Here is a 20,488-nt window from a genome sequence, read left to right as displayed (position 1 = left end):
TCGCCGCGGGGGCCTATACTGAGGGCGTGCTCACCTGGCTCGACGTGCTGGCCATCCTCGCGCTTTCGGCGGCCACGGCCGTGGGTGCGCGGAAAGGCTCGCTCTTCCTCGCCGCCCTTCTTCCGGCGCTGGCGCTCCTCGCCTGGCTGCCACCGCTCTCCACGCCGATCCTCCGGGCCCTGATCGCCCTCGCCGCGGGGCTCTTTTTTGGCCGCCTGGCCACCCTCATCCCCCGGCGCTTTTCCAACCGCACTGAAACCATCCTCGGCGCCAGCGGTGGGTTCGTCTGGGGCGCGCTCCTCGCCCTCAGTCTTTGGACGGGTCTGCCGTCGGCGTATAGCGTCTCCACCGGGACGATTCGCTATCCCGCGCCGGGGGTTCCCCTGGTGGTTCAGGAAGCGGTGGCCAAAAGCCCATTTGCCCTCCAGCTCTACGACGCCGTCCAGAGGGCGCCGCTCCTCAAGCGTCTTCTGGGGACGCCCGAACCGACATCGCCTCAACCCGAGAGGACCCGGGCCAGCTCGTAGAGGTCGATGTCGATCTCCTTCTTCTTGGTCACCGCTTCGTAGAGGGGCGTGAGCGTCACCTCGCCTTCGACCTCGCCCACCATGACCCCGCTGGTCCCACCGACCAGCGTTCGCGTGGCCACCGCTCCGAGGCGGCTTGCCAGCACCCGGTCCTTGGCCGTGGGTGAGCCCCCGCGCTGGATGTGACCGAGCACGGTGACCCGGGCTTCAAAGCCGGAGAGTTCCCGAACCGCCCGGAAAAGCGCCTCGGCGCCACCGGGATAGGCGCCTTCGGCAACGACGATGATCGAAGAGCGCTTCCCCTTTTCCAGCGAAGCGCTGATCGTTCTGGCGATCTCCTCGGGACTGATCGAGACCTCGGGCAAAGCCACCACCTCGGCTCCGCCCGCGATCCCGACCTCAAGCGCGATAAACCCGGCGTAACGCCCCATCACCTCGATGAAGAAGACGCGTTCGTGGCTGGCTGCGGTGTCGCGAATGCGGTCGATGGCATCCAGGGCGGTGTTGACCGCGGTATCGAAGCCGATGGTGTAATCCGTGCCGTAGAGGTCGTTGTCGATCGTCCCGGGGACCCCCACCACCGGAATACGGTGCTCTTCAATCAGCCGTTCGGCGCCCCGGAAGGTACCGTCACCGCCGATGGCCACCAGGCCCTCGATGCCGGCCTCCTTCAGATTCCGGGCCGCGGTCGCCCGACCCGCCTCGGTCATGAAGTCCTTCGACCTCGCGGTAAGCAAAATGGTGCCCCCGCGCTGGATGATGTTGGCCACGTCCCTCGGCCCCAGGGGGACGAACTCGCCATCGATCATGCCCGCATAGCCCCGCCGAATCCCCACCACCTCGACCCCCATACCGCTCGCGGTACGGACCACCGCCCGCAGGGCCGCGTTCATGCCGGGGGCGTCTCCCCCGCTGGTAAAAACCCCGATCCGCTTCATAGGCCCTATTCTTACTGCGAGCGGCGCTCGACTTCTACCGCCAGCTGATAAGCCCGATTCCGGGCCAGGCCGGCCTCGACCAGCGCCTCGACCAGCGCTTTTCCCGAAAGCCCCTGCCCGACGAACGATTCGAGCAGCGCTGTCTCATCGGGGGAGGGTGCCTCGGCCGGCGCCAGGACCAAAACGACCTCCCCCTTCGGCCGCGTAAACCGGGCCATGGCTTCACCGATCGTTCCCCGAAAAACCTCCTCGTGGACCTTGGTGAGCTCCCGGGCCACGGCCACGGGGTGATCCTCGCCGTAGACCTCGGCCAGCTCGCGCAGGGTTTTCGAAAGCCGGTGCGGCGATTCGTAGAGCACCGCGGTCCGGCCCTCGAGGACCAGCTGCTCCAGTCGCTGCCGGCGCAGCCCCCCTTTTTTGGGCAAAAACCCTTCAAAGCTAAAGCGGGCGGTGGGGAAACCGGAAGCCACCAGGGCCGGGATCAGGGCCGTCGGTCCGGGCAGGACCTCGACCGCCGCGCCGAGACGCAGGGCCTCGCCCACTAGCTCGGCGCCGGGGTCGCTGACCCCCGGCGTCCCGGCATCGGTCACATAGGCCACCGTCTCCCAGGTCTCGAAAAGGCCCGCCAACCGGGAAACCGTGTGCTGGTCGAGCCGAACCAGGGGGGTCTCGATCCCGTAGTGCTCCAAAAGCCGCCGGGTGCGGCGGGTGTCCTCCGCCGCCACCACCCCCGCCTCGCGCAGGACCCGCAACGCGCGGAGGGTGATGTCCTCGAGGTTTCCGATGGGGGTCGGGACCAGGACCAGCCTCACAAACCCCAGCCTAACCCGCCCCGCGACCGAGCTGGCTGTAGACGGTGGCCGCCAGCACCAAAGTCGCCCCGGAAAGCCCCATGACCCCCAGCGTCTCCCCCAGAGCGAGATAGGCGGCGAGCGCGGCCCAGACCGGCTCCAAGGCGTAGATGATGGCCGCGTCCTCGGCGCTCACCTTGGCCTGCCCCACGGTCATGAGCCAGGTCGCGAGCGCCGTCGCCACCACCCCCAGGTAGAGCACCGCCGCCCAGGGCACGGCCACCGGAGGGGGGCGATCGAGCCCAACCCAGAGCCCGGACCACAGGAGCACCCCCAGCAGCTGGGCCCCGGCCAGGGCGCCGGGGGGCATCCGGCGGGCGTAGTACTCAAGGCGGAGGATGAAGGCGGTGTAGGCCAGGGCAGTCATAAGCGTCCAGAGGTCGCCGACGTTGGGCGGGGCGCCGTCGTAGGTCAAAAGGCCAACGCCAACGAGCGCCATCCCGGCCCCAACCCAAACCCGCCTCGCCACCTTGCGCCCCAAAGCCCCGGCCACCAGTGGCACCATCACCACGCTGAGCGCGGTGATAAAGGCGCTCCGCCCCACGGTGGTGTAGACCAGGCCCACCGCCTGGGTCCCATACCCCACCACCAGCCACAGCCCAAGCTCCAGCCCCGCAAGGGCCAGGCCCCGCTCGCGGCGGAACCAGGGGAGGAAAAAGACGGTGGCGATCAGGAATCTCAGGAACACCAGCAGGCTGGGGGGAAAGCTCGCCACCGCGTCGCGGATCACCACGAACGTCGTGCCCCATACCAGGGTGAGCAGGCCGAGGAGAAAAACGCCGAAGGTCCGGCTCTGAACCCGTCGCTTCAAAACGCCCACTCCTCGCTGACACTCAGGCTCATCGCGGGCTGAACCCCCGGGAGAGGATCCAGGCGACCAGGTTCCAAAGCAGCGAGAGCCCCGCGCTCAGCACCAAGGCCGAGGTGATGGGGATAAAGATGTAGACACCGTCGCGCTCGATGCGGATGTCGCCTGGAAGGTGGCCAAACCAGGAAAAAAGCCGCGGCGCCCAGAGCAAAACCGCTCCCAGGGCGACGAGTAAAAGGCCTCCGAAAATCAGCCAGCGTCCGACCTCCACGCCGAATATTCTATCGGCCGGAGCGGCCACCGATTTGGGTCCTATACTCTAGGCATGGCGTTTACCATTCGCGAAGCCCGCAGCCTCGAAGACTTCCTGGCCATCGAGGAACTGCAGATCGCCGCCTGGAACTTCTCCGAACGCGAAACCGTCCCCCACGCCTCGTTCGTCGTCGCCCAGCACACCGGCGGCCTGGTGGCCCTGGCGCTGGTCGGGGAACGGCCGGTGGGGTTCGTCTACGGCCTCGCCGCCTGCGAGGGGGAAAAGCGCTGGCAGCACTCCCACATGCTCGCGGTACACCCGGAGTTTCGGGGCAGCGGCATCGCCCCGGCGCTCAAGTGGTTCCAGCACGACTGGGCCAAGGATCGTGGCATTCCCCGCATCACCTGGACCTTTGACCCTCTCCTTACCCGGAACGCCCGGCTGAACTTCGGCAAGCTCGGGGCCTGGTCACAGACCTATTACCCCAACTTCTACGGCATCCGCACCGGGCTTTATGCGGGCCTGCCGGCCGACCGCCTCTACGTCGAGTGGGAGGTGGGCAGCCCCCGGGTGCTCGCCCGCCGGCACGCGCCGCCACCGCCGCCGGCGCCCAAAGGGCAGCCCCTCAACCGCACCAGGGGCGAAGGCGAGCGGTTACGACCGGAGGCCCTCGACCCGCCTCAGGATGAAGCCGTCTACCTCGAGGTCCCCCGCGATATCGAGGCCATGAAGCGCGAGGATATGGAACTCGCCAAGGCCTGGCGCCTGCACACCCGGGAGGCGTTCCAAATGGCCTTCGCCCGGGGATACCGGGCGGTCGATCTCGCCCGGCGTGGCGAACGGGTTTTTTACCAGCTGGTCCTTGCAAACGCCGGGTAAACCCCGAAACGTGGGCGGCGCGCTGGATAGCCAGCGCGCCGCGTACTGACCGGATCGGCCGGAGTGAGGCTCGGTTCGGTGATCGACCGCGATCTTTCCGACATACCGATGTAAGATTGGCGGCCGATTGCGTTTTCCTGGGCCCCAGCCGTGGCTTTGGCCACGGCTGGGTATTTAGACCTCGAGCCCGACCTTTTGCTCGATCGCGCTCGCCAGGTAACGCGCCAGGTTCTCAAGGCGAATGCGGCCGAGAACGTCCTCGAGGAAGGCCGCCACCAGCAAATTCTCCGCCGCCAAACGCGAGATTCCCCGGCTTTGCAGGTAAAAGCGCTGCGCCGAGTCGATCGGCGCGATCGACGACCCGTGGCTGCAGCGGACGTCGTTGGCCGCGATCTCAAGCTGGGGCACGCTTTCGGCCCGGGCGTCGCCGGAGAGCAGCAAGTTGCGGTTCGTCTGGTAGGCGTCGGTCTTCTGCGCCGCGGGTTCGAGCTGGATGAGGCCCTGGTAGATGATATTGCCCCGGTCCTTGGCCACGCCCTTGTAGTAGACGTCGCTGCGGGCGTGGGGCGCCACGTGGTGCTGCAGGGTGTAGTGATCGAGGTGCTGATCGCCGCCCGCGAAATAGATGCCGAGCATCTCCGAGTCGGCCCCGGGTCCGGCGAGCTCCGAACCCACTTCAGAGCGGGCAAAGGAAGCCCCCAGGTTGACGGTGAGGTCCTTGAGGCTGGCATCGCGCGCAAGCAGCGCCCGCTGGCGGTAGAGGTGGTGAACGTTCTCGCCCCAAGACTGCACGCTGGCGTGCACCAGCGAAGCTCCGGCGCCCAGGATGAGCTCGGTCATCGCCAAATTCACGCTCGGCCGCTCAAGATCTTGCGAGGAATGCTCCTCGACGTACGAAAGGCGGGCGTTCTCCCCGAGCACCACCAGCGTTCGCCCCACCGACAGCACGCCCTCTTCGACCTCCCGGAAGACCCCGATGGGGGCCTCGAGGGCCAGTCCATCGGGAACATAGACGAAGACGCCGTGGTTCCAAATGGCGGCATTCAGGGCCGGGAGCTTATCGTTGGCATCGCCCTTTTGCCGCGCGGGGATCGCCTTATACAGATGCGCTTCGACCAGCTCGGGATGCGCCTGGAGCGCCTGGTGCAGGCTGAGGAAACGCAGGCCTTTTTCAATCAGCTCCTCGGGCACCTCGGCGTAAACGAGGTCCGCGCCCCTAAAGACCAAGAACGCAGAGAAATCGGCCGCAGCAATCCGCGACCGCACCCACTCAGGCAGCGCCTCACGCCCGTACGCCCGCCCACGCGGCGCTTCCTGCGGAAGCTCGAAGGGCACCGCTTTGAGGCGGCCGGCCGAGTAGCGCCAGGCCTCGGTCTTCTTGCTGGGCCAGGGCACGGCGCGAAAGACCTCGTAGGCCCCTTTTCGGGCTTCTTCCAACCAAAGGGGTTCGGAGTGCGCCTTTGAAATCTGGGCCGGGTTAAAAAGGAGCGCCTTCTCCGTCATCCGACCGAACCCTCCATCTCCAGTTCGATGAGTCGGTTGAGCTCCACCGCGAACTCCAAGGGCAGTGCCTTGGCCACCGGCTCGATAAACCCGCGCACGATCAGCGCCGCGGCTTCATCCTCGGGCAGCCCCCGCGTCTGCAGGTAAAAGATCTGATCGTCGGCCAGACGGCTCACCGTCGCCTCGTGACCAATCTGGGCGGTCTCGTTTTCGATCTCCATGTAGGGGTAGGTATCGGTTTTCGACTCGGTATCGATGAGCAGGGCATCGCACTCGACGTTGGCCTTGGCGCGCTCGGCGTTCCGATTGACCTTGACCAACCCCCGGTAGCTGGCCCGCCCGTCGCCCTTGCTGATCGATTTGCTCACGATGGAGCCCGAGGTGTCCTCGGCGAGGTGGATCAACTTGGCTCCGGTATCCAGGTGCTGACCGCTTTTGGCGAAGGCAATCGAGAGCACCTCGGCCCGCGCCCCGCGCCCCTTAAGGATCGAGGAGGGGTATTTCATCGTCACCTTGGAGCCGAGGTTGCCATCGAGCCACATGTGGTAGGCGTTCTCTTCCACCACCGCTCGCTGGGTGACGAGGTTATACATGTTGGTGGGCCAGTTCTGGATCGTGGTGTAACGCGAGTTGGCGTTCTTATGAACGTAGATCTCGATCACGCCGGTGTGCAAGGCCTCGGTGGTGTAAAGGGGTGCCGTACAACCCTCGATGTAGTGCACCTTGGCCCCCTCGTCGACGATGATCAGTGTGCGTTCGAACTGACCGAAGCCGGCGGTATTGACCCGGAAGTACGCCTGCAACGGCACGTCCACCTCAACGCCCGGGGGAACGTAGACGAACGAGCCCCCAGACCACACCGCCGAGTTCAGCGCCGCGAACTTGTTGTCCGAAGGGGGTACGATCTTGGCGAAGTACTTGCGGAAGATCTCCTCGTACTCCCGGAGTCCTTCCTCGATCGAGACGTAGATAACGCCCTTTTTCTCCAGCTCCTCCTTGATCTTGTGGTAGACCATCTCCGAGTCGTACTGGGCCCCCACCCCGGCCAAAACCTTTCGCTCGGCCTCGGGGATGCCCAGCCGCTCGTAGGTCCGTTTGATCTCCTCGGGGACGTCCTCCCATCGATCGGCAACCCCCTGGGAAGGCGGCTTGACGTAATAGAAAAAGTCATCGAGTTGCCGCTCGAGGGCCGTAAGATCCGGCCCCCACTTGGGCATGGGGAGTTTGTAGAAGATCTCCAGGGCCTTGAGGCGGAACTCGGTCATCCAGGCCGGCTCGCCCTTGGCCTCGGAAATCCGCTTGACCGTCTCGGGGGTGAGCCCTTTCAGCGCCAGCTCGGGTTCGACGTCGTCCTTAAAGCCCCACTGGTAATCGTCGGCGACGTGCTTAAGATCCTCCGGCATGGGCCACCTCCTCCTTGAGCCAGTCATACCCCCGCGCTTCCAGCTCCAAGGCGAGCTCGGGCCCTCCGGTCTTCACCACGCGCCCGTCCATCATCACGTGGACAACGTCGGGAACGATGTAGTTCAAAAGCCGCTGGTAGTGGGTGATGACCAGCGCCGAGAACTCCGGCCCGCGCATCGAGTTCACGCCCCGGGCCACGACCTTGAGAGCGTCGATGTCGAGCCCCGAGTCGGTCTCGTCGAGGATGGCCACCTGGGGCCTCAGCACCAAAAGCTGGAGGATCTCGTTGCGCTTCTTTTCGCCGCCGGAAAAGCCCTCGTTCAGGTAACGCCCGAGTACTTCTTCATCCCACTCAAGCGTCTTGAGCCCTTCCTGCAAGCGGGCGTAGAACTCGGTCACCGGCACGTCGCGACCGAGCCGCTCCTTGAGCGCCAGCCGTAAGAAGTTGGCGATCGAAACCCCCGGCACTTCCAGGGGATACTGGAAGGCGAGAAAAAGGCCTTTTCGCGCCCGCTCATCGGGTTCGAGCCCGGTGATATCCTCACCGTTCAAAAGCACCCGCCCGCGCTCGACGGTGTACGTCTGGTCCCCGGCCACCACCTTGCCAAGCGTGCTCTTGCCGGCGCCGTTGGGACCCATAAGGGCGTGAACCTCGCCCAGGGGCAGGCTCAGGTTCACCCCTTTCAAGATCATCTTTCCTTCGTGCGACACCCAAAGGTCTTGAATTTCCAGGCTTTTCGCCATCGCTTCAACCTCCCACGCGCCCTCGGCGCTATGTGTTAGTCTAGCTTGCGCCCCGGCGAATGTCTAGTAGTTCGGTCAGGATTAACGAGATAGGGCCTGTTCGAGGTCCTCGAGGACCTGGCCGACCTCATCGAGCCCCAGGTGGAGACGCACGAGGCCGCCCGGGAAACGATAGGCGCGGGCCACCCGCGGCTGCAGCGCCAGCGGCATGGCCAGCGACTCGTGCCCACCCCAGGAAACCCCGATCTTGAAGGTTCGCAAGCGGTTAACGAAACGCCGGGCGGCGGCCTCGTCCCGAAGTTCCACCCCGACCAAACTCGCGCCCCGCTTCAGGTACTTTTGGGCCAGCGGGTAGCTCGGGTCGGCGGGCAGGGTGGGGTAGTAAACCCGCTTGACCTCGGAGTGTTCGGCAAGGAAAGCGGCGGCGGCCTCGGCATTCTTCGCGTGCTGCTCGAGGCGGAGCGGCAGGGTGCGAAGGCCGCGCACGATCAGCCAGGCTTCATAGGGTGCGAGCTTGGCCCCGAGCAGCATGTAGGTTTCCCGTATAGCCTTGAGATGGGCACGGCTCCCGGCCACCACCCCGGCGATGGTGTCGGAATGGCCGGAAAAGTACTTGCTGGCCGAGTGGACCACCAGGTCCACGCCCCACTCGTGGGGCCGGGAGAGGAGGCCGGCGGTATAAGTGGCGTCGATCACGCTCACGATGCCGAGCGCCCTGGCCGTCCGCGTGAGGGGCTCCAGATCGACCACCTCGAAGGTGTAGGAGGCCGGGGACTCGAGGTACAAAAGCTTGGCCCCGGGCAGGGCCTTGAGAATCGCCTCGGTGTCGGTTGCGGGCACGAACTCGGTGCTCACCCCAAAGCGCCTCAACAGACCGGTCAAAAGCGCGTGCGTCCCGGCGTAGACCGGGGTGGTGGCCACCACCCGATCGCCCGGCTTTAAGAAAGCGAACAACGTGGCAGCGATCGCCCCCATCCCGCTGGAGAAGGCACGGGCATCTTCCGTTTTCTCAAGCGCCGCGATCTTTTTTTCCAAAAGGCGCACCGTCGGATTCGTCCCCCGGGTGTAAAAGGGGCGATCGGTATCCCGGGCCGCCGCCTCAAACGCCTCCGCGGTGTCAAAAGCGAAGAGCGAGGTCTGGTAGATGGCCGGGGCCGCCTCGCCGAAAACCGCCGATTCATCATCGTGTAAGAGGGCCTCGAGTGGATCCATACCCCAAAGGCTACACCTGGCGGAAACCCAATCGGGCAAGATCCGCGGCACGACTTCGTTAAGCTTGGAGCATGCGCGCTTACCTCCTGATCGCCTTGGGTGGATCGATGGGCGCCGTTCTCCGCTACCTCCTCAGCGGCTGGGCGCAAAACGCCCTCGGGGGCCTTTTTCCCTGGGGCACCCTCTTTGTCAACGTGGTCGGGAGTTTTTTGCTGGGGGTATTCCTCGAGGCCAGCACCCAAAGCGCCGTCGCCGTCGAGCTGCGTTGGTTTTTCGCCATCGGCGTTCTCGGCGCGTTCACCACCTTCTCGACCTTCAGCAACGAAACCCTCGGTATGCTTCGTGAAGGAGACTGGATGATGGCCCTGACCTACGCCCTGGGCTCGCTCGTGGCCGGGGTGGCCGCGGCTTTGGTCGGGGTGTGGGTGGCGAGCAGGTGAAGGGGGAAGCCATGGGGCTCAAAGGAGAAGCCAAGCTGCTGCGCATCTTCATCGGGGAATCGGACCGTTTCCACGGGCGTCCGCTCTTTGAGGCCATCGTCCTCAAGGCCAAGGAGCACGGCCTCGCCGGGGCCTCGGTGTTCAAGGGCGTCATGGGCTTTGGGGGTCGCTCGCGAATTCATACCGCCCGCATCCTCAGACTCTCCGAGGACCTGCCGGTGATGATCGAGATCGTCGATACCGCCGAAAAGATCGACGCCTTTTTACCGGTACTCGACGGCATGATCCAGGAAGGACTGGTCACCCTGGAGCGGGTCGAGGTGGTCTGGTACCGGGGTCACGAGTAACCCGTTGTGTCACTGCGCCCGCTGCCCGGCGTTTTGCCACCGCGAGCCAGGCCAGGAAAGGGGAAGAAGATGGCTTTAAAGATCGTCCTGGTGGGGGGAAGCGGATTCCTCGGCGCCCACCTGGCCCGGGCGCTGATCGCCGCCGGGCACGAGGTCTTGATCCTCTCGCGCCGGGGAAGGGGCCCACTCGAGGGTGCGCGCTACCTCGAGGCCAACGCCGCGACCGGGAAGGGCCTGGGGGCGATCGCCGAAGCCGACGCGGTGGGGTATCTGGCCGGGATCATCCGCGAGCGCGAGCAAACCTTTGAGGAAGTCCACGTCGAGGGGGTGCAAAACGTCCTGGGCGCGATGCAAGCCGCAGGCGTCCGCCGCCTGCTCCACGTCTCGGCCCTCGGCGCCCGGCCAGGCACGCAGAGCCGGTACTTTGAAACCAAGGCCCAGGGGGAAATGCTGGTCGAGGAAAGCGGGCTTGAGTGGACGATCCTCCGCCCCAGCCTGGTCTTCGGCCAGGGGGATGAGTTCTTTGCCAAAGTTTTAAAGGGTCTGGTGCGCATGCCCTTGCCGTTCATCCCTCTCATCGGCGATGGGCGCTACCCGTTCCGCCCCATCTGGGCCGGCGACGTGGCCCAGGTCTTTTGCCAGGCTCTCGAAAAGCATGAGACCATCGGCCAGCGCTACGACCTGGTCGGGCCCGAGGAATATACCTACAAGGAACTGGTGCGCCTGGTGCGGGATGCGCTCGGCGCCTCGAAGCCACTGTTCTCCCTGCCGGTGGCCTTTTTCCGGCTCGTCGCCGCGCTCCCCGGCGCCCCGCTAACCCGCGACCAGCTGGCCATGCTTCTCCTTGGCAACACCGGGAACCCGGCCAAGATGCTTGAGGTCTTCGAACTTTCATGGCGGCGCCTAGAAGACGAGCTGAAACTTTTACTGAATTAAATAGTTGACACTATCGCTTCCCGCACGACCCTCAAATCTCGTATCCGCCCTTTCAGGTCATCAAGGGTAGGCGTCGAATTTTGCACATCGGCGATTCGCCGTGGATGGATTAAATTGCCCTGTTTACGAATGCGGTGCATAGCGTTAATCACATCTTCGTCAAGCTTCAATTTTTCATGCTTTTTAAGTTCATCGATCATGAAAAAAAGGGAAACGTCGGTCTCGTCATAGGTGTCCAGTACCACGGATCCGCTGCTCATTACCCTTCTTGAAATACCCAATTCCTCGAGTTCACCTGCAGTGAACTCGTAAGCTGGCTCGAACAAAATCCGAGCAAGGAGCAAGGCTTCCAAGGCAGCGCGAACCATGGATAAGCCTGCCAACACGAGCCCATGCCTATAACATTGCAACGCCTCACCCAAGTATGTATTAGAAGCGTTGATGATTTCTTCGAATTCAATGCCCTTACTCACGGCTACTATCTTTATTTTATACAACCCAGAAATGGGTACTTTCGTTGGTTCCCGCAGCCAGTGTTGACCCTCGGGGCAAAAGGCCCGGTAGCGTAAGTTTCCCGCTTTACCGACTAGCCCTTCGAAACGGTCTGCGCGCCACAGCTCGAGCCCACCCAAGCTCGGCGCTGGCCGGTGAATTCTTGCACTTCTTTCACAAGCGCTTCGTCGAGCGCAATGCTTATGCGTTTATTCACGGCGCTTCCGTTTTACACCAAGCCCCAGTGCCTACCCGCGATACAACCGAGGCAACCGCTCGGAAAGGGCGGTGGCCAGCTCGTAGTTGATCGTCCCCAGCGATTTTGCCCGGCCGGTGAGGCTGGTCCGGGGGTCGAAGTCGGCGGTCACCACTTCGAAAGTGGCCTCGAGGCCCGTCCCCTCCGGCACCCGCACCACCGTCTGGTCCATGCTCACCCGGCCCACCACCGGCACGTCCTCGCCATTCAGCTTGATCCAGCCCCGGCCGGAGAGAGCGCGGGGAAAGCCGTCGGCATAACCAAAGGGCAACGTCGCCACCCACTCTTCCGTCGTCGCCCGGTAAGTGAGACCGTATCCCACCCCGTCGCCGGGTCTGAGTTTCTTGACCAGGGTAGGCTTTGCCTTCCAGGCCAGAACCGGCTTGAGGTCGTCCCTGGCAGACTGGTCGGGCGAAAGGCCGTAGAGGGCAATGCCCGGGCGGACGAAGTCGAGATCGGTCCCGATCCCAGCAAGAATGGCCGCCGAGTTGGCCGCGTGGAGCCGGTAATGCCCTTTGAGGCCACGCACCGCCTCCAGAAAGCAAGCGAGCTGGCGGCGGGTCTCGTAGGGGTCTTCGTCGGCCACGGCAAAGTGCGTGAAAAGCCCTTCCACCGCCAAACCCAAGGCCTCGACGCCGGCCAGGAAACGGGGCAAATTCCCCGGCAAAACCCCGACCCGCCCCATGCCGGTGTCGACCTTGACGTGAACGGTGGCGCCGGGTCGCAGCCTGGCCAGGGCCCGCGCGGCCTCGAGGGTCGCCACGGTGGGGATGAGGTCCGCCTCGAGGGCATCTTCAGCCTCGGCCGGGTGCAGGCTTCCCAGCAGGTGGATCGGTGCCCGGATGCCCGCTTCTCGCAGCTCGGCGCCTTCGGCGGCCGTGGCCACGGCCAGGCGGGCCGCGCCGGCCTCGAGGAGCGTCCTCGCCACCATCGCCGCCCCGTGGCCATACGCGTTCGCCTTGACCACGGCGATGATCTGGGTTTTCGGGGAAATCCGCTTCGCCAGAACGCGGTAGTTCGCCGCAAGCCTCCCCAGGTCGATCTCAAGCCAGGTGGGGCGCATGGAAGCAGTCTACAGCTGCGGGACACCTGTCCTCTCGGGACTCGTCTACCCTGGAATCAGCCGCGCCCGGATGATCCATGAATCCCTCCCTCCTAGGCGCCCGCCCAAAAAGGCGGGCGCCTCCGCGTCTTGGGGGCGCTCGGCACTGGTGTAGATTGATAGCAAGATGCCGATCTACACGCGAACCGGAGACCAGGGAACGACCTCACTCGTCGGCGGCGAACGGGTTTCCAAAGACGATCCCCGCGTCGCCGCCTACGGGAGCGTCGACGAGGCCAACAGCTTCCTTGGTCTGGCGCGAAGCCTCCTGCCCGAAACACTCGAGGAGCTCGATGCCCTTTTGAGCGCGATTCAGCACACGCTTTTCGAGCTCGGCGCCGATCTGGCCACGCTGCCCGGCAGCCAGGCCGAGCGCTACGTCCGTCGGATCGAGCCCGACGATGTCACCGAGCTGGAGGCGGCGATCGATCGCCTGGAGGCCGAGCTCCCGGCCCTCAGGTACTTCGTGCTCCCGAGCGGCACGAGCGCCGCCGCCGCCATCCACGTGGCCCGGGCCGTCGTCCGCCGCGCGGAACGGGAGGCCGTCGCCGCCAGCAAAAGCGCCGAAGTCAACCCGGAGGCCATCCGTTATCTCAACCGCCTTTCCGATCTCCTCTTCGTGCTCGCCAGAACGGTCAACCGAGCGATGGGGGTGGAGGAGACGCGTTGGAACGCGAGGGGAAAAGGATGAACCGGCTCGTGGTGCGGACGTTTTGGATCCGCCCCCACTCTTCGGGGCGGCCGTTACCCCCGGCCGGGCCGCGTATGCGGGCGGTGTTCGAAGTGTTCCTCGAGGCCTTCCCGGAGTATATGAGCTGCCTGGCCTACACCCAGTCCCCAAGGCCGCCCCACGAACTCTTCGTCTACGTCAGCGGATGCGGGGGCCTCTTTCCCTGCGCTGCCGAGCACCTGGCCCGGCTCCTTAAGGCGGCCTTTCCGAAATCGCGGGTACTCCCCTACGGCCGGCCCTTCCGGGAACCCTCGGGCCGCTAAGGGTCCACCGGCGCCCATTCGCTAACCGGGGCTCTGAGCTACGCCAGCGATCGCGACCGACAAGGAGAACCGATGGAGGTCATCAGCGCCAAGGGGCTTGGTAAAACCTACCTCGTCGCCGTCAAGGACCCCGGGCTTTCGGGCACGCTCAGGCACTTCTTCCGCCGACGCTACACCCGGATCGAGGCCGTCAAAAACGTCAGCTTCGACATCGCCGAAGGGGAAGTGGTCGGCTTTTTGGGACCGAACGGCGCCGGCAAAACCACCACCCTCAAGATGCTCACCGGCCTGATTTACCCAAGCGCGGGCCAGGTAAAGGTGCTGGGGCACGTGCCCTTCGAGCGGCGTCCCGAGTTCCTCAAAAAGATCACCCTGGTCATGGGCAACAAGCAGCAACTCATCTGGGACCTGCCCGTCCTCGATTCGCTAAAGATTAACGCCGCGGTGTACGAAATTCCGGATGCCGAAGCCAGGCGACGGATCGGCGCCTTCGCCGAGATGCTCAATTTGGAAGAGGTCCTGAAGCAGCCGGTGCGCAAGCTCTCGCTGGGGCAGCGGATGAAGGCCGAGCTGATGGCCGCGCTCCTTCACCACCCGAAGCTCCTCTTCCTCGACGAGCCCACCCTCGGCCTCGACGTCAACGCCCAGGTCTCGGTGCGCGCGTTTTTAAAGGCCTACCGCAGCCAGCACCGGGCCACGATTTTGCTCACCAGCCACTACATGGCCGACATCGCCGCCCTCGCCGAACGGGTGCTCGTCATCCACCACGGCGAGCTCATCTTCGACGGTCCCCTCCGCCTTCTGGTCGCCCGTTTTGCCCCTTACCGCGAAGTGAGCCTGGAGTTCGAGGCGCAGATTTCGCGAGACGTCCTCGCCGCCTACGGCGAGGTTGAGATCCTCGAGGGCCGAAAGGCCCGCCTGCTCGTTCGCCGGGAAAAGCTGACCGAAACCGTCCGCAGCCTGCTGGCAGAATTTCCGGTTCGCGACCTGACCGTGAGCGAACCACCGGTCGAGGACGTGATCGCCAAGGTGTTCACCGCCGGGAGGGTGGCGTGAGGTGGATCCTTAAAAAAGCCGCGGTGCTCCTTGCCACCTACCACGCCTATATGCTCGAATATCGCGGCGAGATCTTTTTCTGGCTCCTTTCCGGCATCACGCCTTTCTTCTTCATGGCGGTCTGGATGGAGGCTGCCGGCCAGGGCTACACCGAGATCTCGACCGACCAGTACGCCCGGTATTTTTTCTTCGTCTTCCTCACCCGACAGCTCTCGCTGGTCTGGGTCAGCTGGAACCTGAGTGAATCGATCCGCACCGGCACCCTCTCCTTCCGCCTGTTGCAACCGCTCGACCCCCTTTGGCACCACCTGGCCGACCACGTGGCCGAACGCGGCGTCCGGCTCCCGCTGATGGTGCCGATCTTCATCGTTTTCACCCTCCTCTACCCCGGCACCCTGGTCTGGCCGGGGTGGGAACGGGCGCTGCTCGGGCTGGTGGCGGTGGCGCTCGCGTTTTTGACCAACTTCTTCGCCAGCTACACCCTCGGCCTGCTGGCGCTTTGGTTTGAAGACGCGGCCGAGCTCTCCGAGGTGTGGAACGTGCTCATCACCTTCTTCTCCGGCATGCTCGCCCCGCTCTCCCTCTACCCGCAGACGGTGCAAAACATTCTGACCTGGACGCCCTTTCCCTACCTGGTCTACCTGCCGAGCGCCCTCTGGTCGGGCATGCCGGTCGCCGCCGGCTGGCCGCTGGTGATCCTTTTGGGCTGGACCCTCCTCTTCTACCTCGTCTCGCGTGGCCTATGGCGACTCGGGCTCAAACACTACAGCGCCATGGGGGCCTAAGATGCGTCCGCTGAAGCTGATCCTCACCTTCTGGTCAGCCGCACTGGCCAGCCAAATGGAGTACCGGGCCAACTTCGTCATGGCAACCATCGAGGCGGTGCTCGAGGCCGTCGGCAAGCTCTTCGGCGTCTACCTCTTCTACACCACCGGCTTCAGCTTCGGCGGTTGGCGCTGGCAGGAAGCCCTTTTGGTCCTGGGCATGGCCACGCTGGTCGATGCCTTCTTCATCGGCGTCTTAAACCCCAACCTGCGACGGATCTCCGAACACGTACAAAAGGGCACCCTGGACTTCGTGCTGCTCAAACCGGTCGACAGCCAGCTCTGGATCACCACCCAGCACTTCTCCGTCGTCGGCGTCCCCTTCTTCGCATCCGGCCTCATCATCGTGATCTACGCCGGCCTCAGCGTGCATCTGCCCGCCCTCGGCTGGCTCTTGCTCGCCGCCGCCGCCGCAGCCAGCCTGGCCCTGGCCTACGCCATCGGCTTCCTCTTTGCCTCCACGGCGATCTGGTTCGTGAAGGTCTTTAACGTCGTATTCTTCCTCAACGCCCTGGTCTGGACCGGACAGTACCCGGTGAGTGCCTACCAACGACCGTTCCGCATCTTCATGACCTACGTGCTGCCCATCTACTTCATGACCACGGTCCCCGCCGAGGTCGCGCTCGGGAAAAAAAGCGCCGTCACCCTCCTCGCCGCCTTTGGCGTCGCCGCCATCGCGCTTTTGGCCAGCCGCGCCTTTTGGCGGTTCGCGCTTCGCTATTACACCTCGGCCTCGAGCTGAGCCGTCGTAAAATCGCAGAGATGGAGTTGAACCTGATCACGCTCATCGTTCTCCTTCTCGCCTATCTCTTTGGCTCGGTGCCGGCGGGCGCCATCATCGGAAGGCTCTACGGTGTCGACATCCAAAAAGTGGGTTCGGGGAATATCGGCGCCACCAACGTCCAGCGGACCCTCGGCTGGTTCCCCGCGATCATCGTGGCCCTCTTCGACGTCTTCAAGGGCGGCATCGCGGTGTGGATCGCGCGGTCGGTCGGCATCGAGGGACCCCTGCTCGGCGGCGTCGCGGTGGCCGCCGTCCTCGGGCATAACTTTCCCGTTACCCTGCGTTTTTCCGGCGGCAAGGGCGTGGCGACCAGCCTGGGAACGGTCTTCTTCCTCGACCCCGAGGTCGCCCTCTACGCCGCGCTTTTAGGCATCACCGTCATTCTCCTCACCCGTTACGTTTCAGCCGGCAGCCTCACCGGGTCGATCGGGGCCGTAGCCCTCGCCCTGGCCCTTTCGCGCCCCTCGTGGGAGGTGGCCACGCTGGTGATCCTCGCTGCCCTGATCTTCTTCACCCACCGGGAAAACCTGAGGCGGCTTTGGCGGGGCAACGAACGCCGGATCGGTGAGAAGACCCCGAACGGCCCGGCCTCGGCGGATTCCCAGACCTGAGCCGCACGATCTCAAGGCCAGCGCTTAAATCGCCTCCGGCTTCGGCTCCCGCTGCATCAGTTCCATAAGGATCGAGGCCGGGTCGGCGCCCTCCACCGCCACCCGGTAGACCGCGCGCACGATGGGCAGATCGGTGCCGGTGGCCTCAGCCCAGGCATAAACCGCGCGCACCGTGCCCAAACCCTCGACGGTCTTCCCCTCGATATCCTGGCCTAAGACGATGCGCTCGCCGGCCCAGCGGTTCCTCGAGTGGCGACTGGTGGCGGTGGCCACCAAATCACCGAGCCCCGAAAGGCCAAAAAAGGTCTCGCTCCGGGCCCCGAAGGCCGCCCCGAAGCGAATGATCTCGGCCAGGCCCCGGGTCAAAAGCGCGGCCTTGGCATTATCGCCAAAGGCCAGACCGTCCACCATGCCCGCCGCGATGGCGATCACGTTTTTGAGCGCGCCCCCGAGCTCGACGCCGACCAGATCGCGGCTCGTGTACACCCGGAAGATCGGCCCCGAGAAAACCGCCTGCACCGCCTTCGCCAAAGCGGGGTCTTCGCTCGCCACCACCGCCGCGGCGGGGAGGAGGCGGCCCACCTCCTCGGCGTGATTGGGCCCGGAGAGGGCGGCGACCCTGGCAACCCCGGTGATCTTGGCGATCACCTCGCTGGGTCGGGCCAGGTGCGTCCCCTCGAACCACAAACCCTTGGTGGCGCTGACGTACGCCGGCGCCTTCGGCAGCTGCTCCAGGGCTTCGGGGAGGGCCCTCGAGGGCAACGCCACCACGGCGAACGCCGCCCCCTTGAGGGCTTCTTCGGGATCGGCCGTGGGTTGAACGTAGGGCGGAAGCACGACCCCGGGGAGGCGGTCTCGATTCTCCCGGAGTCGCCTCAGCGCCTGGGCCTGGCTTTCCCGCCGCGCCCAAAGACCCACCGGCACCCCCTTGGCACCGAGCACCACGGCCAGCGCCGTCCCCCATGCACCCGCGCCGAAGATCGCAACCTTCAAGGCATCACCTCGAACGCTTCATACCAGGCGGCAAAGAGGAGCAACACCGCCCCCAGTACGAAGCTCCGGAGCAATACCCAAAGCCCCTGGCGGTACCCCTTCCCCGAGAGGACGTCGCCGAGGAGGCCGAGCCCGCCGAAGACCACCGCGTTATACCCGCCGAGCTCGAGGAGGATCACCGGCAGGTGGAGCAAAAACCGCTCCCAGGGAATGACCGCGGGCGAGAGGGCAATCCCCAGGACGTAGTACCTGGCCAGGTTCAGCAGGAGCGCCGGAATACCAAGGAGCAGGGCCGGGCTCAGGGTGGTCAGGATCAAGCCCCGGGTGAAGTTCCAGTAAAAGATCACTGCCGCCAGCGTCAGCGGCCCGTACTCGACCGCGCGATCGAGACCGATCTGGTTCAGCGCCCCGCCCACCAGACGCTGCACGAGCAAGGCCACCTTAGGATCGCCGTAGGCTCCGATTGCGCCCAGAATGAAGGCGCCAAAGAGGATGGCGTTGGTAAAGAAAAAGAGCCGCCGCCGGTTCGCGAGCTCCAAAACCAACGCCCGCCACCATCCTCGCAACCGGCCGCGCGAAAGGGAAAGCACGAACACCAGGCTCAAAAGCAAAAAGAGCGGACCCATCCAGGGCGTGACGAGCCACTTCGGCAACAGGCCGCCATCGGGACGCCAAAAAATGCTCCGAGCCTCGCCGCCCCGCACCTCAACGACCACCGAGCCACCGTGGTCGTCCCAGGCGGCGGGGAACTTGACCACCTCGCCATCGCCTCTGGGCTCGACCTCGGGGGCCTCGAAGTTGACCTCGAGGCCCGGCGGTGGCGGAGGGAACGCCATCGCTTTCTCGAGAATCTCCAGCGCCCGTTCAGGGGACTGGCCCAGGGCCTCGTAGGGATTCACGCTCAACTTCCCCGCAAGCCACTCGGCGGCCGCCTGACGGGCGACCTCCGCCGGCGACTGGGCCAGGGAAAGCAAGAGCAACGGGAAAATGAGCCACGAAAGCGCTCGCATGCGCTCATCATAAAAGCGCGGGCCTATGCCCGCCCGCGCCCCAAGCGAGCGACCAGGAAAGGCAGAAAGAGGCTCAAGACGGAAAGCAGCCAGAGGGCGATGGCGATGGGGCTTTGGAAAAGGAACCCCACATCACCGCCACTGATGGCCAGGGCCCGACGCAGATTGACCTCCATCAGGTGGCCAAGGACCAGCCCCAGGATCATGGGCGCCAGGGGAAAGCCGAACTTTCGCATCAGATAGCCCCACACCCCGATCCCGGTCATGAAGAGGAGGTCGAAGGCGCTGTTGTTGACCGCGTACACCCCGACGAAACTTAGGGTCACGATGGCCGGAATCAAAAACCAGCGCGGCACGGTGAGGATCCGCGCAAACACCCCGACCAGGGGCAGGTTCAAGACCAGGAGCATGAGGTTCCCGATGTACATCGAAGCGATCAGCCCCCAGACCACCTCCGGTCGCTGCTGAAAGATCATCGGACCGGGGGTGACGTTGAACATCATCAAGGCCCCAAGGAGCACCGCCGTGGTTCCGCTTCCCGGCACCCCGAGGGTGAGCATCGGGACCATGGCGCCGCCGGCGGCGGCGTTGTTGGCCGCCTCCGGAGCGGCGACGCCGCGGGGATCCCCCTGCCCGAATGTTCCTTCCCGGTCAATCAGCCTTTTCTCCGTGGTGTAGGCCACGGCGCTCGCAATCGAAGCCCCGGCTCCGGGAAGCACACCGATGAAAAACCCGATCACCGAACCGCGCAAAATGGTCCAGATCGTACCGAGAAAAACCTTGAGCGACACCCGTGTCGAGGTCACACGCATTTGCCTCGCTGAACCAAGGAAGCTTTGCTCCATCAAGACCAGAACTTCGCTGATGGCGAAAAGACCGATGGCGACCACGAGAAAGTCGATGCCGTCGTAGAGCTTGAGCTCGCCAAACGTGAAGCGGGGAAGCCCGCTCCCGGGATCAAGGCCCACGGTGGCGAGCATCAACCCGAAGACGCTGGAGATCAGCGCCTTGACCGGGTCTTTTCCGGCCAGGCTGGCAAGGGTGGTAAAGGCAAAGACCATGAGGGCGAAGTACTCGGCGGGGCCGAAGCGGATCGCCCACCCAGCCAGCGCCGGTGCGAAAAGCGTCAGGCCGATGACCGAAAGGGTGCCGCCGATAAACGAGGAAAGGGCCGAGAGCGCCAGCGCCTCACCCGCGCGCCCCTTTTGCGCCATCGGATAACCGTCGAGGGTGGTGATCACCGCGCCGGCGTCCCCGGGGACGTTGAGGAGAATGCTCGAGATACGCCCACCGTACTCGGCACCGTAATACACGCCGGCCAGCAAAATCAGCGCCGATTCCGGCGGCAGTTTGAGGGCGTAGGCGATGGGGATCAATATCGCCACCCCGTTGACCGGACCGATGCCGGGCAGTGCTCCGATGAGGGTTCCCAGAAACGCACCGGCGAAAGCCAGGGCCAGGTTCAGCGGCAAAAGGGCAACCGCGAAGCCACCCGCGAGCTGATGCCAAACGTCCACCGACGCCT

General features: G+C 64.8%; 24 protein-coding genes. 11 read left to right on the top strand and 13 right to left on the bottom strand.

Annotated elements, in window-relative coordinates; translation table 11 throughout:
• Nucleotides 1–26: 26 nt before the first annotated feature.
• Entirely contained in the window at nucleotides 27–527 is a 501-nt protein-coding gene (locus ACZ5BT_RS08345) for a hypothetical protein (RefSeq protein ID WP_464884138.1), read from the top strand.
• Here ACZ5BT_RS08345 and pfkA read toward each other — a convergent pair.
• The 4 genes from pfkA to ACZ5BT_RS08325 are packed head-to-tail and all read right to left on the bottom strand — an operon-like array spanning nucleotide 497 to nucleotide 3,395.
• Nucleotides 497–1,465 (bottom strand): 6-phosphofructokinase, encoded by a 969-nt coding sequence (pfkA, locus tag ACZ5BT_RS08340; protein WP_464884137.1) that lies wholly within the window; start codon nucleotides 1,463–1,465, stop codon nucleotides 497–499. The two genes, ACZ5BT_RS08345 and pfkA, sit on opposite strands and share 31 nt — an antisense overlap.
• A gap of 11 nt (nucleotides 1,466–1,476) precedes the next feature.
• Complete coding sequence (rsmI, locus tag ACZ5BT_RS08335) at nucleotides 1,477–2,277, bottom strand: 16S rRNA (cytidine(1402)-2'-O)-methyltransferase (RefSeq protein ID WP_464884136.1); 801 nt, start codon at nucleotides 2,275–2,277, stop codon at nucleotides 1,477–1,479.
• A 10-nt stretch (nucleotides 2,278–2,287) separates the two neighbouring features.
• Nucleotides 2,288–3,127, bottom strand: coding sequence for a DMT family transporter (locus tag ACZ5BT_RS08330; RefSeq protein WP_464884135.1), 840 nt, complete (start codon nucleotides 3,125–3,127; stop codon nucleotides 2,288–2,290).
• A 28-nt stretch (nucleotides 3,128–3,155) separates the two neighbouring features.
• Nucleotides 3,156–3,395, bottom strand: a complete 240-nt coding sequence (locus tag ACZ5BT_RS08325) for a DUF2905 domain-containing protein (RefSeq protein ID WP_464884134.1) — start codon at nucleotides 3,393–3,395, stop codon at nucleotides 3,156–3,158.
• Nucleotides 3,396–3,449: 54 nt separating this feature from the next.
• Between ACZ5BT_RS08325 and ACZ5BT_RS08320 the strand changes: the two genes are divergently transcribed.
• Entirely contained in the window at nucleotides 3,450–4,256 is an 807-nt protein-coding gene (locus ACZ5BT_RS08320; protein WP_464884133.1) for a GNAT family N-acetyltransferase, read from the top strand.
• 174 nt (nucleotides 4,257–4,430) lie between these two features.
• On the opposite strand, the gene sufD is transcribed toward ACZ5BT_RS08320, so the two are convergent.
• The 4 genes from sufD to ACZ5BT_RS08300 all read right to left on the bottom strand — a co-directional run bounded on the left by sufD (nucleotide 4,431) and on the right by ACZ5BT_RS08300 (nucleotide 9,119).
• Nucleotides 4,431–5,759 (bottom strand): Fe-S cluster assembly protein SufD, encoded by a 1,329-nt coding sequence (gene sufD / locus ACZ5BT_RS08315; protein WP_464884132.1) that lies wholly within the window; start codon nucleotides 5,757–5,759, stop codon nucleotides 4,431–4,433.
• Nucleotides 5,756–7,162 carry a Fe-S cluster assembly protein SufB gene (gene sufB / locus ACZ5BT_RS08310; protein WP_464884131.1) on the bottom strand — a complete coding sequence of 469 codons (1,407 nt, stop codon included), beginning with the start codon at nucleotides 7,160–7,162 and terminating at the stop codon, nucleotides 5,756–5,758. The genes sufD and sufB overlap by 4 nt, the downstream gene beginning before the upstream one ends.
• Nucleotides 7,146–7,907, bottom strand: a complete 762-nt coding sequence (gene sufC, locus ACZ5BT_RS08305; protein WP_464884130.1) for a Fe-S cluster assembly ATPase SufC — start codon at nucleotides 7,905–7,907, stop codon at nucleotides 7,146–7,148. Before sufC ends, sufB begins: the two co-directional genes overlap by 17 nt.
• A gap of 81 nt (nucleotides 7,908–7,988) precedes the next feature.
• The gene (locus ACZ5BT_RS08300; RefSeq protein ID WP_464884129.1) at nucleotides 7,989–9,119 is read right to left on the bottom strand and encodes a trans-sulfuration enzyme family protein; all 1,131 of its coding nucleotides are present in this window, start codon (nucleotides 9,117–9,119) and stop codon (nucleotides 7,989–7,991) included.
• Nucleotides 9,120–9,190: 71 nt separating this feature from the next.
• Here ACZ5BT_RS08300 and crcB point away from each other — a divergent pair, with 71 nt between their 5' ends.
• The 3 genes from crcB (at nucleotide 9,191) to ACZ5BT_RS08285 (ending at nucleotide 10,842) form a co-directional block, all read left to right on the top strand.
• Complete coding sequence (gene crcB / locus ACZ5BT_RS08295) at nucleotides 9,191–9,559, top strand: fluoride efflux transporter CrcB (protein ID WP_464884128.1); 369 nt, start codon at nucleotides 9,191–9,193, stop codon at nucleotides 9,557–9,559.
• Nucleotides 9,560–9,570: 11 nt separating this feature from the next.
• Nucleotides 9,571–9,906, top strand: coding sequence for a DUF190 domain-containing protein (locus ACZ5BT_RS08290; RefSeq protein ID WP_464884127.1), 336 nt, complete (start codon nucleotides 9,571–9,573; stop codon nucleotides 9,904–9,906).
• Between the two features lie 69 nt (nucleotides 9,907–9,975).
• Nucleotides 9,976–10,842, top strand: a complete 867-nt coding sequence (locus tag ACZ5BT_RS08285; RefSeq protein ID WP_464884126.1) for a complex I NDUFA9 subunit family protein — start codon at nucleotides 9,976–9,978, stop codon at nucleotides 10,840–10,842.
• On the opposite strand, the gene ACZ5BT_RS08280 is transcribed toward ACZ5BT_RS08285, so the two are convergent.
• Nucleotides 10,839–11,315, bottom strand: a complete 477-nt coding sequence (locus tag ACZ5BT_RS08280) for a hypothetical protein (RefSeq protein WP_464884125.1) — start codon at nucleotides 11,313–11,315, stop codon at nucleotides 10,839–10,841. The two genes, ACZ5BT_RS08285 and ACZ5BT_RS08280, sit on opposite strands and share 4 nt — an antisense overlap.
• A gap of 267 nt (nucleotides 11,316–11,582) precedes the next feature.
• A complete protein-coding gene (alr, locus tag ACZ5BT_RS08275; RefSeq protein ID WP_464884124.1) occupies nucleotides 11,583–12,653 on the bottom strand; it encodes an alanine racemase in 1,071 nt (356 codons plus the stop codon).
• A gap of 166 nt (nucleotides 12,654–12,819) precedes the next feature.
• Here alr and ACZ5BT_RS08270 point away from each other — a divergent pair, with 166 nt between their 5' ends.
• The 6 genes from ACZ5BT_RS08270 (at nucleotide 12,820) to plsY (ending at nucleotide 16,960) form a co-directional block, all read left to right on the top strand.
• Entirely contained in the window at nucleotides 12,820–13,383 is a 564-nt protein-coding gene (locus tag ACZ5BT_RS08270) for a cob(I)yrinic acid a,c-diamide adenosyltransferase (RefSeq protein WP_464884123.1), read from the top strand.
• On the top strand, nucleotides 13,380–13,685 hold the full coding sequence (locus ACZ5BT_RS08265) for a hypothetical protein (protein ID WP_464884122.1): 306 nt from the start codon (nucleotides 13,380–13,382) through the stop codon (nucleotides 13,683–13,685). Before ACZ5BT_RS08270 ends, ACZ5BT_RS08265 begins: the two co-directional genes overlap by 4 nt.
• 72 nt (nucleotides 13,686–13,757) lie before the next feature.
• Nucleotides 13,758–14,741 carry an ABC transporter ATP-binding protein gene (locus ACZ5BT_RS08260; protein ID WP_464884121.1) on the top strand — a complete coding sequence of 328 codons (984 nt, stop codon included), beginning with the start codon at nucleotides 13,758–13,760 and terminating at the stop codon, nucleotides 14,739–14,741.
• Nucleotides 14,738–15,526, top strand: a complete 789-nt coding sequence (locus ACZ5BT_RS08255) for an ABC transporter permease (protein ID WP_464884120.1) — start codon at nucleotides 14,738–14,740, stop codon at nucleotides 15,524–15,526. The genes ACZ5BT_RS08260 and ACZ5BT_RS08255 overlap by 4 nt, the downstream gene beginning before the upstream one ends.
• A gap of 1 nt (nucleotide 15,527) precedes the next feature.
• Nucleotides 15,528–16,307 carry an ABC transporter permease gene (locus tag ACZ5BT_RS08250; RefSeq protein ID WP_464884119.1) on the top strand — a complete coding sequence of 260 codons (780 nt, stop codon included), beginning with the start codon at nucleotides 15,528–15,530 and terminating at the stop codon, nucleotides 16,305–16,307.
• A 20-nt stretch (nucleotides 16,308–16,327) separates the two neighbouring features.
• On the top strand, nucleotides 16,328–16,960 hold the full coding sequence (plsY, locus tag ACZ5BT_RS08245; protein WP_464884118.1) for a glycerol-3-phosphate 1-O-acyltransferase PlsY: 633 nt from the start codon (nucleotides 16,328–16,330) through the stop codon (nucleotides 16,958–16,960).
• Between the two features lie 24 nt (nucleotides 16,961–16,984).
• Here plsY and ACZ5BT_RS08240 read toward each other — a convergent pair whose 3' ends face one another.
• The 3 genes from ACZ5BT_RS08240 to ACZ5BT_RS08230 are packed head-to-tail and all read right to left on the bottom strand — an operon-like array spanning nucleotide 16,985 to nucleotide 20,480.
• The gene (locus ACZ5BT_RS08240) at nucleotides 16,985–17,953 is read right to left on the bottom strand and encodes an NAD(P)H-dependent glycerol-3-phosphate dehydrogenase (RefSeq protein WP_464884117.1); all 969 of its coding nucleotides are present in this window, start codon (nucleotides 17,951–17,953) and stop codon (nucleotides 16,985–16,987) included.
• Entirely contained in the window at nucleotides 17,950–18,963 is a 1,014-nt protein-coding gene (locus tag ACZ5BT_RS08235; RefSeq protein ID WP_464884116.1) for a hypothetical protein, read from the bottom strand. Before ACZ5BT_RS08235 ends, ACZ5BT_RS08240 begins: the two co-directional genes overlap by 4 nt.
• 23 nt (nucleotides 18,964–18,986) lie before the next feature.
• On the bottom strand, nucleotides 18,987–20,480 hold the full coding sequence (locus tag ACZ5BT_RS08230) for a tripartite tricarboxylate transporter permease (protein WP_464884115.1): 1,494 nt from the start codon (nucleotides 20,478–20,480) through the stop codon (nucleotides 18,987–18,989).
• Nucleotides 20,481–20,488: the final 8 nt, after the last annotated feature.

The organism is Vulcanithermus mediatlanticus, from assembly GCF_055385885.1.
Note: the sequence above shows the minus strand (reverse complement) of the source record. Positions and strands in the feature narration are given on the sequence as shown.

Bases quoted from the DNA above. Each gene is read 5' to 3' on its own strand.
- ACZ5BT_RS08290 (WP_464884127.1), top strand. From the start codon at position 9,571: ATGGGGCTCAAAGGAGAAGCCAAGCTGCTGCGCATCTTCATCGGGGAA.
- sufD (WP_464884132.1), bottom strand. From the start codon at position 5,759: ATGACGGAGAAGGCGCTCCTTTTTAACCCGGCCCAGATTTCAAAGGCG.
- ACZ5BT_RS08320 (WP_464884133.1), top strand. From the start codon at position 3,450: ATGGCGTTTACCATTCGCGAAGCCCGCAGCCTCGAAGACTTCCTGGCC.
- ACZ5BT_RS08285 (WP_464884126.1), top strand. From the start codon at position 9,976: ATGGCTTTAAAGATCGTCCTGGTGGGGGGAAGCGGATTCCTCGGCGCC.
- pfkA (WP_464884137.1), bottom strand. From the start codon at position 1,465: ATGAAGCGGATCGGGGTTTTTACCAGCGGGGGAGACGCCCCCGGCATG.
- ACZ5BT_RS08270 (WP_464884123.1), top strand. From the start codon at position 12,820: ATGCCGATCTACACGCGAACCGGAGACCAGGGAACGACCTCACTCGTC.
- alr (WP_464884124.1), bottom strand. From the start codon at position 12,653: ATGCGCCCCACCTGGCTTGAGATCGACCTGGGGAGGCTTGCGGCGAAC.
- ACZ5BT_RS08265 (WP_464884122.1), top strand. From the start codon at position 13,380: ATGAACCGGCTCGTGGTGCGGACGTTTTGGATCCGCCCCCACTCTTCG.
- ACZ5BT_RS08235 (WP_464884116.1), bottom strand. From the start codon at position 18,963: ATGCGAGCGCTTTCGTGGCTCATTTTCCCGTTGCTCTTGCTTTCCCTG.
- ACZ5BT_RS08260 (WP_464884121.1), top strand. From the start codon at position 13,758: ATGGAGGTCATCAGCGCCAAGGGGCTTGGTAAAACCTACCTCGTCGCC.
- plsY (WP_464884118.1), top strand. From the start codon at position 16,328: ATGGAGTTGAACCTGATCACGCTCATCGTTCTCCTTCTCGCCTATCTC.
- ACZ5BT_RS08300 (WP_464884129.1), bottom strand. From the start codon at position 9,119: ATGGATCCACTCGAGGCCCTCTTACACGATGATGAATCGGCGGTTTTC.
- sufC (WP_464884130.1), bottom strand. From the start codon at position 7,907: ATGGCGAAAAGCCTGGAAATTCAAGACCTTTGGGTGTCGCACGAAGGA.
- sufB (WP_464884131.1), bottom strand. From the start codon at position 7,162: ATGCCGGAGGATCTTAAGCACGTCGCCGACGATTACCAGTGGGGCTTT.
- crcB (WP_464884128.1), top strand. From the start codon at position 9,191: ATGCGCGCTTACCTCCTGATCGCCTTGGGTGGATCGATGGGCGCCGTT.
- ACZ5BT_RS08250 (WP_464884119.1), top strand. From the start codon at position 15,528: ATGCGTCCGCTGAAGCTGATCCTCACCTTCTGGTCAGCCGCACTGGCC.